Annotated in this window: 11 protein-coding genes; 5 read left to right on the top strand and 6 right to left on the bottom strand. The window is 73.1% G+C overall.

Annotated elements, in window-relative coordinates:
• The first annotated feature begins 4 nt into the window (after positions 1 to 4).
• Positions 5 to 583 carry a TetR/AcrR family transcriptional regulator gene (locus tag IO24_RS0122195; RefSeq protein ID WP_031138002.1) on the top strand — a complete coding sequence of 193 codons (579 nt, stop codon included), beginning with the start codon at positions 5 to 7 and terminating at the stop codon, positions 581 to 583.
• Here the strand turns inward: IO24_RS0122195 and IO24_RS0122200 are convergent.
• The 6 genes from IO24_RS0122200 to IO24_RS0122225 all read right to left on the bottom strand — a co-directional run bounded on the left by IO24_RS0122200 (position 570) and on the right by IO24_RS0122225 (position 8,413).
• Positions 570 to 1,253 (bottom strand): ATP-binding cassette domain-containing protein, encoded by a 684-nt coding sequence (locus IO24_RS0122200; protein ID WP_031138004.1) that lies wholly within the window; start codon positions 1,251 to 1,253, stop codon positions 570 to 572. The two genes, IO24_RS0122195 and IO24_RS0122200, sit on opposite strands and share 14 nt — an antisense overlap.
• Entirely contained in the window at positions 1,250 to 2,218 is a 969-nt protein-coding gene (locus IO24_RS0122205) for an ABC transporter ATP-binding protein (protein WP_031138006.1), read from the bottom strand. Before IO24_RS0122205 ends, IO24_RS0122200 begins: the two co-directional genes overlap by 4 nt.
• On the bottom strand, positions 2,208 to 3,950 hold the full coding sequence (locus IO24_RS0122210; RefSeq protein ID WP_031138008.1) for an ABC transporter permease subunit: 1,743 nt from the start codon (positions 3,948 to 3,950) through the stop codon (positions 2,208 to 2,210). The genes IO24_RS0122205 and IO24_RS0122210 overlap by 11 nt, the downstream gene beginning before the upstream one ends.
• Before the next feature lie 17 nt (positions 3,951 to 3,967).
• Positions 3,968 to 5,452 carry an ABC transporter substrate-binding protein gene (locus tag IO24_RS0122215; protein ID WP_031138010.1) on the bottom strand — a complete coding sequence of 495 codons (1,485 nt, stop codon included), beginning with the start codon at positions 5,450 to 5,452 and terminating at the stop codon, positions 3,968 to 3,970.
• Positions 5,453 to 5,548: 96 nt separating this feature from the next.
• Complete coding sequence (locus IO24_RS0122220) at positions 5,549 to 6,859, bottom strand: vanadium-dependent haloperoxidase (RefSeq protein WP_234335337.1); 1,311 nt, start codon at positions 6,857 to 6,859, stop codon at positions 5,549 to 5,551.
• A gap of 102 nt (positions 6,860 to 6,961) precedes the next feature.
• Positions 6,962 to 8,413 (bottom strand): PucR family transcriptional regulator, encoded by a 1,452-nt coding sequence (locus tag IO24_RS0122225; RefSeq protein ID WP_051905966.1) that lies wholly within the window; start codon positions 8,411 to 8,413, stop codon positions 6,962 to 6,964.
• 152 nt (positions 8,414 to 8,565) lie between these two features.
• Here IO24_RS0122225 and IO24_RS0122230 point away from each other — a divergent pair, with 152 nt between their 5' ends.
• From IO24_RS0122230 to IO24_RS47210, 4 genes are all read left to right on the top strand, one after another.
• Positions 8,566 to 9,492, top strand: coding sequence for a proline dehydrogenase family protein (locus IO24_RS0122230; protein WP_031138017.1), 927 nt, complete (start codon positions 8,566 to 8,568; stop codon positions 9,490 to 9,492).
• 88 nt (positions 9,493 to 9,580) lie between these two features.
• Positions 9,581 to 11,212 carry an L-glutamate gamma-semialdehyde dehydrogenase gene (gene pruA, locus IO24_RS0122235; RefSeq protein ID WP_031138019.1) on the top strand — a complete coding sequence of 544 codons (1,632 nt, stop codon included), beginning with the start codon at positions 9,581 to 9,583 and terminating at the stop codon, positions 11,210 to 11,212.
• A gap of 73 nt (positions 11,213 to 11,285) precedes the next feature.
• Positions 11,286 to 11,828, top strand: coding sequence for a GNAT family N-acetyltransferase (locus IO24_RS0122240; protein ID WP_031138021.1), 543 nt, complete (start codon positions 11,286 to 11,288; stop codon positions 11,826 to 11,828).
• A gap of 251 nt (positions 11,829 to 12,079) precedes the next feature.
• Positions 12,080 to 12,211: a hypothetical protein gene (locus tag IO24_RS47210; protein WP_104781486.1), complete on the top strand. Its 132-nt coding sequence runs from the start codon at positions 12,080 to 12,082 to the stop codon at positions 12,209 to 12,211.
• The last annotated feature ends 38 nt before the right edge of the window (positions 12,212 to 12,249 follow it).

Genomic DNA, 12,249 nt, shown 5'->3' on the forward strand with positions numbered 1-12,249 from the left:
AGCCATGGGACACCGTGAGGATCTGCTCGAGGGCGCCAAGCGCTGCCTGCTGGCGAAGGGCTTCCTGCGCACGACCGCGCGCGACATCGTCAAGGAGTCGGGGACCAACCTGGCGTCGATCGGCTACCACTACGGCTCGAAGGACGCGCTGCTGGCGCAGGCGTACGTCGAGATGGTGGAGGGCATGTCGGACGCCTTCGAGGGCGGCGGCGAACTGCGGGGCGAGCCGGGTTCGCTGGAGCGGTTCACCGAGGTCTGGGCGAACATCATCGGGACCATGCGCGACCCCGGGTCCATGTGGCGGCTCAGCATGGAGATCGTCGCCATGGGGGACCAGCTGCCGGAGGTGCGGGAGCATCTCGCCCGGGCCCAGCGGGAGGGGGCGCGCGGCATCGTCACGCTCTTCCACGGAGGGCGCGAGGAGGACGTCCCCGAGGAGCGGGTGGACACCCTCGGGTACTTCTACCTGACCCTGATGATGGGGCTCATGGCGCAGTGGACGTTCGACCCCGAGAGGGCGCCGGAGGCGGGTCAGCTGGCGGCGGGGCTCCGCCAGGTGATCGAGGGCGTCAAGGAGACGTGACGCGCCCCTCGCGCATCTCGATCACCCGGTCCGCGAAGTGCCGGACGACCGCCCGGTCGTGGCAGATGAACAGGTAGCCGAGGCCCAGGTCGTCCTGGAGGCCGGCGAGCAGGTTGAGCACGCCCGCCCGTACCGACGGGTCGAGTGAGGACACCGGTTCGTCCAGGACCAGCAGGCGAGGATCGGAGGCCAGGGCACGGGCGATGCCGGCCCGCTGGCACTGGCCGCCGGAGAGTTCGTGCGGCCGGCGGTCGCCGTAGGCGGGGTCGAGGCCGACGCGGTCGAGGAGTCCGGCGACGCGGTCGGGGCCGTCGGTGGGGTGCCAGCGGCCCTGGACCCTCAGTGGTTCGGCGATCGCGTCCCGGATGCGGTGGCGGGGGCTGAGCGTGCCGTACGGATCCTGGAAGACGGGCTGCATGCGGGGGCGCAGGGAGCGCAGTTCGCGTTCCGGGAGGGACGTCAGCTCCCTGCCTTCGAAGCGCACTCGTCCGGCGTCCGGGCGGCGCAGCTGGAGAACCGCCAGGGCGGTGGACGACTTGCCGCAGCCGGACGGGCCGTTCAGGGCGAGGGTCTCGCCGGCGGCCAGGGAGAAGGAGACGCCGTCCACGGCGGTGACCGGGCCGTAGCGGACGACCAGGTCGCGGACATCGAGCAGAGGATCGTCGCTCATGCGGACTGCCGCTCCTCGAGGAACAGGTCGGTGGCCGGGTGGGGGAGCTCCTCCGGGCGGTGGCAGGCGAGCAGGCGGCCGGCCACCTGCCGGGGCTCCGGTTCCGCCGTGTGGCAGGGGCCCGCCGCGAGTGGGCAGCGGGGGGCGAACGCACAGCCCGGCGGGAGCGCGCCCGGGGCGGGCGGGGTGCCGTGCAGGGCGGGAAGGCGGCGGCCCGGGGCCGCGTGGTGCGGGAGGGAGGCGAGCAGGCCGGCCGTGTAGGGGGCGCGGGGCCGCGTCAGTACCTCGCCCGCCGCGCCGAGTTCGGTGAGGCGGCCGGCGTACAGGACCAGCACACGGTCCGCATGACCCTCTACGGCGTCCATGTCGTGCGTGACCAGGACGAGCGCGGCGCCGACGGCCTCCCGCTGCTCGGCGAGCAGCCGCAGCACCTGGTCGCGGCGCTCCTCGTCGAGGGCGGTGGTGGGCTCGTCGGCGACCACGATGTCCGGCTCGTTGATCGTGGCCATGGCGATCACCGCGCGCTGCCGCATACCGCCGGAGTACTCGTGGGGGTAGGCCCGCGCCCTGCGCGCCGCGTCCGGGATGCCGACGCGGTCGAGCGCCGCGACCGCCCGGGCCCGGGCCTCCTTGCGGGAGACGCCGGCCACCGACCGGACGGCGGCGGCGAGTTGGTCGCCCACCCGGTGCACGGGCGACAACGCGGACAGGGCGTCCTGCGGGACCAGGGAGACGCGGTGGCCGCGCTGGGCCGAGAGGTCCGGACTGATCGTCCCGCTCGTGGCCGCGGCGCGCGGCAGCATGCCGAGAAGCGCGCGGGCCGTGAGGGACTTGCCCGCTCCCGACTCGCCGACGATCGCCAGCACTTCGCGCGGTCGGACGTCGAAGGACAGGCCGCGTACCACCTCGACCCCGTCGAAGGAGATCCGCAGCTCGCGCACCGACAGCAGTGACTCAGACTCCAACGGGGGCCTCCTTCTCGACCGGAGCCGGGGTGACGCGCCGTATCCTCCGGCCCTGTGTCAGGGCCGCCCCCGACACCGCGAGGCCGGCGAGCAGGGCCAGCGCCACCGCCGGGGCGAGGGCCGCCCACGGGGCGCGCTCCACGTAGGCGCGGGACTCGTCGAGCAGCAGACCCCACTCGGGCGCGGGCGGCTGGGCGCCCAGACCCAGGAAGCCCAGTGAGGCCAGGGCCAGGGCGATGCCCGGCAGGCGCAGCAGGGCGTGCCGGGCGACGGGGGCGGCCACGGACGGCAGGACGTGCCGGGTGAGGATCCAGAACGGACTCGCTCCGATGGCCCGTTGAGCGGTCAGGAACGCCGACGCCCGTACCTCCTGCACCAGCGCCGCCGCGTGCGCGGACAGGGCCGGCCAGGAGATCAGCGCGACCGCGAGGGCGGCGCCGCCGGTGCCGGGACCGGCGGCTGCCGCCACCAGGATGCCGACGATCACCGGGGGCAGGGCGTTGGCGATGTCCGCCGCGCCCTCCGCGATCCGGGGCAGGAAACCGAGGGCGAGCGCGACCAGCAGGCTCAGCAGGCAGACGCCGGCCGCCGTGCCGACCGTGGAGGCGGCGCCGTGGCCCAGCCGGGCGAGCACGTCACGGCCGAGGCCGTCGGTGCCCAGCGGATGGGCCCAGGAGGGCGCGGCCAGCCGTGCCGTGGTGTTCACGGCGTACGGGTCGCGCAGCAGGCCCCAGCCGATGGTCACGGCGAGGACGGTGAACAGCGACAACGGGATCGCCGGATGTGCGCGGACCGGCCGTGCCGGAGGCAGTGCCAGCGAGGCGTCCCGCAGCGCCGGGCCGAGCAGCTGCCGCCGGGCGAGTGCCGCCAGAGCGCCCGTGACCAGGCCGAGCGCGAGCAGCGCCAGCACCGAGCCCTGGAGCAGCGGCAGATCCTGCGACTTGGCCGCACCGAGCGCGGTACGGCCGATGCCCGGCACGGCGAAGACCGTCTCCACGGCGACGGCGCCGCCGGTGAACCCCACGGCGACCATGCCGAACTGCGGGACCAGGGGCGGCAGGGCGCGGCGCAGCGCAGCGCCGGCGATCCGCGGTCGGCTCACCCCGGCGCCCCGCCACAGCTCCACCCACCGCTCGTCGAGCACGGCGGGCAGCGCGTCCGCGACCAGACGGCCGAGCAGCCCGCCGCCGGGGATGCCGAGGGCCACGGCGGGCAGGACCATGTTCTCCGGCCCCACCCAGCCCGACGTCGGCAGCCACCCCAGCCACACCCCGAACACCAGTAGCCCGACGGTGGCCAGCAGGAACTCGGGTACGGCGGCCAGCATCGCGGCCCACGCCCCGGCCGAGGCCCGGCCCCGCACCAGCACCGGCGCGACCAGCGCGCACGCCAGCAGCAGCGCCACGGCGAGCGAGGCCCCCATCAGCGCCAGCGACACCTGGAGCCCGGAGACCACGGACGGCAGAACCTCGGTGCCCGACACCCAGGAGGTGCCGAGGTCGCCGCGCAGCAGGTCCGAGGCCCAGTCGCCCAGCAGGGACAGGGGCCCGGCGTCCAGGCCGAGGTCCCGCCGTACGGAGTCCAGGGCTTCCTCGGTCGGGTCCTGCTCGGCGGAGCGGGCCCGCAGCACGGCCAGCGCCGGGTCCCTGCCGGAAAGCCAGGGCAGCAGCCCGACGGCGGTCAGGACGGTGATCAGGCAGAGCAGGCGGGTCAGCGCGGCGGCACCGGCCAACCTCCTTATACGGGCGATCACTTGACGTAGGTGTCCGCCGTGACCAGCTCCCGCTCACGCGGGTCGTGGGCCGCGTCGGCCACACCGGCGGCGTCGCCCTGGATCACGCGCTCGTGCAGCATGGGCACGGCGGCGTCGGTGCCGAGCACGGCGGCCTCGGCGGCGATGACCGCCTTGCGCCGGGCGTCACCGGTCGGGGTCCGGCCGGCCTTCTCCAGGGCCTTGTCCACGTCGGCGTCCGCGAGCTGGGAGATGTTGAAGGAGCCGTCGGAGGCGAAGTCGCTGTAGAGGTAGGCGGCCGGGTCGCCGGAGTCGAGGACGGTGGCGCGGGAGAGGATGAACGCGTCGAACTCGCCCGCCAGCGCGTCGGACTCGATGTTGGCGTACTCGCGGACGTCGAGCTTCACCTTGAAACCGGCCTTCTGCAGCTGCTGTTGCAGCGCGGCGGCGACCTCGGGCAGCTCGGCGCGGTCGGTGAAGGTGCCGAGGGTGATCGTCTTGCCGGCCGGGGCACCGGCCTTGGCCCGCCGTACCGGCTTCCGTAGCTCGGCCGCCCACGGGAGCGCGGGCCCGAGCAGCCCGTCGGCGACGTCGGCGCGCCCCTCGTACACGCCCTTCACGATCGACTCGGCGTCGATCGCCTCGCGGGCCGCCGCCCGCACCGCGGCGTCCTTGAAGGCGCCCTTCTCGGTGTTGAGGTACAGGGTGTTGGTGCGCGGCATGGGGACCTCGGTGATCAGGTCCTGGTCCAGCACCGCCGCCTGCGACACCGGGACCGCCTCGACGATGTCGGCCTCGCCGCTGCGCAGGGCGGCGGCGCGGGCGGTGCCGTCGGGCACGAACCGCACGTCGATGCCGGGGGCCTTGGCCTTCGTGCCCCAGTAGCCGTCGTAGCGGTCGAGGGCGGCGGAGGAGGTGCCGTTGACCTTCGTCAGCTCGAAGGGGCCGGTGCCCGCGCCGACGGGGTTGACGGCCTTGCCCCGGTAGGCCTTGGCGGCCAGGATCGACAGCTGCGGGGAGCTGAGCCGCTGCGGGACCAGGGGGTCCACGGTGGCGGTGGTGACGGTGACCTTGTCGCCGTCGGCCTTCGCGGTCAGGTCCACGCCGTCGAGGATGCGGGGCTTGGGGGAGGCGGCGGCGGCCCTGGTGAGGGAGTTGACAACGGCTTCGGCGGTGAGCTTCGTCCCGTCGTGGAAGGTGACTCCGTCGCGCAGGGTGAAGCTCCAGCTCGGGCCGGACTGCTTCCACTCGGTGGCGAGGGCGGGCTCGGCGTCACCGTCCGCGTCGAGCTTCACGAGGGTCTCGGCCGTGGACCAGCGCGACAGTTTGAACGCGTCGTCCGACAGTGGGGACAGGCCGGAACGCGGTGGCTGCATCATCGCCAGGCGGATGCGCTTGCCCTGGCCGGAGGCGGAGTCGCTGCCCCCGGAGAAGCATCCGGTGAGCAGGGCGGATGCCGCGCCGACGGCTATGAGGGGGACGAGACGGGCGGGCACGCGCACGGGACACCTCGGTAAAGGCATGGTCAATGGTTGAACGCGCCACGACCGTAGCACGATGACAATCGTTTTCAGAAGTGTGCCCGCTGTCAGGGGATGTCAGGGGACCGGGCGGAAGTACTTCCGCAGCGCCCAGGCCGCGAGTTGCCGACCGGTGGCGTTGCCCACCTCGTCGGCCGTCCGGGTGTGGATGCCGCCCCAGACCCGGGCGTCGACGACGTCCCGGTCGTACTCGTGGGCGTAGCGGTAGTGGCGGGAGGCGCCGGTGGTGGTCGACCGGATGTGCAGGTCGACGCGGGAGGTGCCGAGGACCCCGGTCAGCATGCGCATCAGCGCACCGCCCATGGTGGCGTGGCCGCTGAGGTAGTCGGGATGCGCCGGGGTGACGAGCAGCGGTTCCCAGTCCCGGTCCGCACGGGTCGCCGGGTTGCCGTCGGTGTCCGCCTCGCGGATGGCGGTGACGGGCCGCCAGGTGCCGTAGTGGAGCTTGGCGTCCCAGGCGGTGATGACGGCGTCCGCCTGGGCCGTGTTGGCCGCCGCGTACAGACGTGCCGTCTCGGCGATGCCGAACCCGTGCCGGGTGGCGTGGTCGCCCAGAGCCCCTTGCAGGTCCAGGTTGGTGAGGTACCGCGCGGTGTCCGTCTGTTCGGGGGTCCGCTGCGATCCGGTCCGGCCTCCGTAGGCCGCCACTTCGTTCAGGTCCTTCGCGTACCGGGCGGAGCGGAGTGCCGGGGGCGGGCCGGGGCGGAACTGGTGCGGGGAGTCCAGCAGCAGCGGCCGGACCCTGCCGATCCAGCCATTGCCGAAGGGCTCGTGGCCGGGCGGGGTCGGACGCCAGACTCCGGGATGCGGGCGGGCGGGAAAGGGCACCGAGGCGCCGCGGCCGTCATCGCGGCGGAGGTCGATGATGTGGTCGGCGGCGAGCTTCCCGAACGCGACGCCCTCGTCCTCGGCCGCACCGTCGGGGATCTTCGCGAGGGAGCCGTTCAGGGCGGCATCCAGCCGGGGCGCGGCCCCGGGGAAGTAGTGGCGCAGTGTCCGGTGCGCCGCCGCGGCGGCAGCCGCCGCGGGCGAGGCCGTACGAGGCGCCCGCTCGTCCCACTTGTACGGGGTGAAGCGGCCCTCGATGCCGACGACGGCGTTGTAGACGGCGGTGGAGACGTACGCCTCCCAGAAGAACGACTCGGGCGGCACCGGGCGGGCCTCGGCCTCGATGGTGGCATCCGCGGTGCGCATCCACTCGATGACGGTCGAAGCGCTCCGTTCGTCCTGCCCGGCCCCGTACTCCGGTGCCGCGCCACGGCCGGCCCCGGCACTCGCGTGGGCGCCCGGCAGCGCGAGCGCGAGCACCCCGCAGGCCAGCCCCGCCACCACCGTTCGCGTCGCAGACCAGGCGCGTCGGTTGCGCACGTGAACTCCTCCCAGCCGATGGCACACCAGGAGAAACGTGACCACGCGCGGCACCCGACCAGCGTGGGTCCGTCGTGGAACCGCCCGTTCGGGCGACGGGGCTCACCCGGACGGCCCGATGTCCTGACCGTGTGTGAGCCGGGCCCCCTTCAAGGCCATGTGCAGGAGCAGGCGGTCCTCGCCGTCGTCCAGGTCGAGGCCGGTGAGCTTCTCGATCCGGGACAGGCGGTAGTACAGGGTCTGGCGGTGGATGCCCAGCTCGGCGGCGGCCCGGCCGGCCTGGCCGGCGCAGTCGAGGTAGACCTCGGCGGTACGGGCGAGGTCGTGGTGGACCGGGGCGAGCAGCGTGCGGGCGACGGGGTCGTGGGCGACTTCCGGCGGCAGGGCCGTGAGCAGCCGGAACGGCCCGATCGACGCCCACTGCGCGACCGGCCCGAACCGCGCCTCGGCCAGCGCCGCCCGGGCGGCCGCCGACGCCTCTCGCCAGGCGGTCGCCAGGCCCGCGAGGCCGGAGCGAGGGGTGGCGATACCGGCGGCGGGGCCGCCGGCTGCGCGCGAGGCGCTGCCGGCACGGTCGGGCGGGGCCGCGCCGCCCGCTCCGCGGGAGGCGGACGCGGAGTGGCCCCTGGCGGGGCGGGAGGCGCCCGCCGACCCGCCCGTCCGGCCCGCGGAGACTGCGTCCGTGCCGCCGGTGGCGAGTCCGCCCGGGCTGCCGCCGCCCGCTCCGCGGGAAGCGGCGCTCGCGGGGCCGCTTCCCCCACGTACCCGCTCCAGCAGCCGCCCCGCCGCCGTGGTCGCCGGTGTCAGGACGTCCGGCGAGCGCAGGCGGATCAGGACCGCCATGCACTGGGCCGTCGCCCCCCACGGCAGGGTGCACAGAGCCGTCGCGCCCGGGACCGCGCGGACCGACGGGGCGTCGTCCGGGTCGGCCGAGGGCCAGGGGGCGATGCACACCAGGGCATGGAGGCCGTCGGCGCGGGGGCCGAGAGCGGTGCGGAGCTCGGCGATGGCCATGTCGCCCTGCCAGCCGCTCTCGGCGGTGAGGACCGCCCGCAGCTCGCGGCTGAGGTCGGCGCCGTGCTGGGCCTCGTCCGCCAGCAGGGCACCGATGCGGGCCGTGACCTGCATGGCGGCGGCGAGCCGGCGTTCGCTCGGGCCGGGATCGTCGTCCAGGAGCCAGACGTAGCCGTGCACCACGCCCCGGTGGCGGACGGGGAGGCAGATCCGGCCCCGGTAGACCCCGGCCTCCGGGGTCGGCGGGATACGGACCGGGCCCGTCGCCCGGGTGATGCCGAAGCCCTCGAACCACGCCCGGACCGCCGCCGTCGAGCGGCGGGTGAGGATCGAGCGGGTGCGCACGGGGTCCAGGGCCGACGGATCGAGGTCGCCCTCACTGTCGTACGCGCCGAAGGCGATCAGCTCGAAGTCCCGGTTCTCCAAGGTCGCGGGCGCGCCGAGCAGCTCCGAGATCTCGTCGACCAGCTCCTCGTAGTCGCCCCTGTGTTCCGACGTCACCCGGGCATTGTCGCGCACTTCCCGGAGCCCTTCATACATCTGTCTGAGATCTGCGGCACGGATGCGTGACAGCTGTCGATGGCAGACGATCGGAGGGATCCTTAGGTTTCACGGTGGTTCTCCGTGCCGTACCCGACGCGTCAGACGCGCGGGGTCCGGCCTTCACGTTGCTTGTGCTCTGGAGGTGCCCCGTGCTGGGTCCCGTGATTCTCGCCGCGTCTCGCAGCGACCGGATGCGACGCCTGATCTCGGCGGCCCCGGTGACCAAGCAGGTCGTCGACCGCTTCATCCCGGGCGAGGACGTCGACGACATCGTCCCCGTCGTCCGGGACCTCGCGGACGACGGCCTCGAGCTGACGATGGACGTCGTCGGCGAGGACATCACCAACCCGGCGCAGGCCGCCGCCGCCCGGGACGCCTACCTGGAGCTCGTCGACCGCCTCAAGCCGCTGGAGCTCGGCACCCGCGCCGAGATGTCGGTGAAGCTGTCGATGTTCGGGCAGGCGCTTGAGGACGGCCACGAGCTGGCCCTGAAGAACGTCCGCCCGGTCGTCGAGGCCGCCGCCGAGATCGGCACCACGGTCACGCTCGACGCCGAGGACCACACCACCCTCGACTCGATGTTCGCCATCCACGAGGAACTGCGGAAGGACTTCCCGCAGACCGGCTGCGTCATTCAGGCCTACCTCTTCCGCACCGAAGCCGACGCCCGGCGTCTCGCCGCGAGCGGCAGCCGGGTGCGCCTGGTCAAGGGCGCGTACAAGGAGCCCGCCTCGGTCGCGTACCAGGACAAACACGAGATCGACCGGGCCTACGTCCGGATCCTGAGGACGCTGATGGAGGGGGAGGGGTACCCGATGATCGGGTCCCACGACCCGCGCCTGATCGCGATCGGCCAGGAACTCGCCCACCAGGCCGGGCGCAAGCTCGACGAGTACGAGTTCCAGATGCTCTACGGCATCCGCACCGAGGAGCACCGGCGGCTGGCCGCCGAGGGCCACCGGATGCGCGTGTACACCGCGTACGGCACCGACTGGTACGGCTACTTCATGCGCCGTCTCGCGGAGAAGCCGGCCAACCTGCGCTTCTTCGCGCGCTCGATGCTGACAAAGGGCTGACAGCCCGACAAGGGCCGAGGCTCACCAAGGACTGAGGCTCTTCAAGGGCTGAGACCGAACCACCGCTCAGTAAGGAGTTACGGAACCCATGGACGCTGTGACCCAGGTCCCCACCCCCGTCAACGAGCCGGTGCACGGCTACGCCCCCGGCTCGCCCGAGCGGGCCCGGCTGGAGGCGCGGCTGAAGGAGCTGGCCGACAACCCCGTCGACCTGCCCTGCACCATCGGTGGCGAGAAGCGGATGGGCGGCGGCGAGGCCTTCCAGGTCGTCCAGCCGCACAACCACCAGGCCGTGCTCGGCACGTACCGCAACGCCACGCAGGCGGACGCCCAGGACGCGATCGACGCGGCCCTGGCCGCCGCGCCCGCATGGCGTGCCCTGTCCTTCGACGACCGCGCGGCGATCATCCTGCGCGCCGCCGAGCTGCTGTCCGGCCCGTGGCGCGAGACGCTCGCCGCCTCGACCATGCTCGGCCAGTCCAAGACCGCCCAGCAGGCCGAGATCGACACGCCCTGTGAGCTGATCGACTTCTGGCGCTTCAACGTCTCCTACGCGCGCAACCTGCTGGCCGAGCAGCCGCCGGCCAACGCCCCGGGCGTGTGGAACCGTCTGGACCACCGCCCGCTGGAGGGCTTCGTCTACGCGGTCACGCCCTTCAACTTCACCGCCATCGCGGGCAACCTGCCGACGGCCCCCGCCCTGATGGGCAACGTCGTCGTCTGGAAGCCGTCCCCGACGCAGACCCACGCCGCCGTGCTGCTCATGCAGCTGCTGGAGGAGGCCGGTCTGCCCAAGGGCGTCATCAACCTCGTCACCGGTGACGGCATCGAGGTCTCGAAGGTCGCCCTGGAGCACCGTGACCTCGCGGGCATCCACTTCACCGGCTCGACCCCCACCTTCCAGTACCTGTGGAAGACGGTCGGCAACAACATCGAGAAGTACCGCACCTACCCCCGCCTCGTCGGCGAGACCGGCGGCAAGGACTTCCTGGTCGCCCACCCGTCGGCCGACCCGGCGATCCTGAAGACGGCGTTCACCCGGGGTGCCTTCGAGTTCCAGGGCCAGAAGTGCAGCGCCACCTCCCGGGCGTACATCCCCGCCTCGATCTGGAACTCCGGTTTCAAGGAGGAGCTCGCCGCCGAGGTCGACGGCATCAAGATGGGCGATGTCACCGACCTGTCGAACTTCATCGGCGCCGTCATCGACGAGCGTGCCTTCGCCAAGAACAAGGCCGCCATCGACCGCGCCAAGGAGGACGCCTCCTGCACGATCGTCGCGGGCGGCACCTACGACGACTCCGTGGGCTGGTTCGTCCGCCCGACCGTCATCGAGTGCACCGACCCGGAGAACGAGGTCTTCCGCACCGAGTACTTCGGCCCGATCATCGCCGTACACGTCTACGAGGACGACAAGTACGACGAGATGCTGACGCAGATGGAGTCCGTCTCCGACTACGCGCTCACCGGCTCGGTCATCGCGAACGACCGCGCGGCGGCGGCCTACACGGCGGACAAGCTGCGCTATGCCGCCGGCAACTTCTACATCAACGACAAGTCGACCGGCGCCGTCGTCGGCCAGCAGCCCTTCGGCGGCGGCCGCGCCTCCGGCACCAACGACAAGGCCGGCGCCCCGCAGAACCTGATGCGCTGGACCCTGACCCGCGCCATCAAGGAGACGCTGGTCCCGCCGACGGACTACACGTACCCGCACATGGGCTGACCTCCAGCCGCACCGACGGGCCAGGTCACGTATGCGCCTGGCCCGTCGGCATGTCCGGGGGAAGACTGGTCCGATGACCACCCGAGTGCGCACCGCCCACACCGCCGACCTCGCTCCCGCCGAACTCGAGGCCGTGCGCGGTCTCCTGGACGCCGCGTTCGACGGCGACTTCGGTGACGACGACTGGGACCACGGCCTCGGCGGCATGCACGCCCTCGTCCACGACGACTCGGGGCTCGCCGCGCACGGCGCGGTCGTGATGCGCCGGGTGCGGCACCGCGGCCGGTGGCTGCGCACCGGGTACGTCGAGAACGTCGCGGTCCGTGCCGACGCGCGCCGCACCGGCCTCGGCGGGCTGGTCATGGCGGAACTGGAACGCGTCGTCGACCGCGCCTACGACCTCGGCGCCCTCTCCGCGAGCGACGACGGGGCCCGGCTCTACACCTCGCGCGGCTGGGAGCCGTGGACCGGTCAGGTGCATGCCCTCAGCCCGCGGGACGGCATCGTCCGCCTGCCGGACGAGGAGGGCAGCACCTACGTCCGTGCCGCCCCGGCCGGCTCCCTCGACCCCGGGCAGGAACTTCTCTTCGACTGGCGGGACGGCGATGTGCTCTAGAGATCACCGCAGGTCACAGCAGTGTGACCCAGTCCACCGTCTCAGATAGTAGGAAGTCCGAGTAATTGTGGAGACAGACGCTCCGCGCTCCCTTAGCTTTGTAGGAGCCGAACGTCTCGCTCGACCAAGCGAATGGCGGTCGTGAGCCGGGCCCCGTGCAGGCAACCCCTGCGGCACCGCTGCTCTCCGCCCCTTCCGGCGTCTCGTAACCCTCCCTGTGCACTCCGTGCCTGTCGAAGGAGTCGATTCCCATGGCCGAGACGACCGTCCGCCGCCGAGTCCGTCACGTCTCCCGCACGACCGAATCAGACCGCAAGAACGCCGCCGCCGCGCTCCAGCGTGCCCTCGACCGCAGGGACAACGGCGGATCCAGCGGCCACTGAGCCGCATCCGGACCGGGAGCCGCCCGACGAGGTGCGGC

This window comes from Streptomyces flavovariabilis, assembly GCF_000725785.1.
GTDB classification, from domain to species: domain Bacteria; phylum Actinomycetota; class Actinomycetes; order Streptomycetales; family Streptomycetaceae; genus Streptomyces; species Streptomyces hawaiiensis.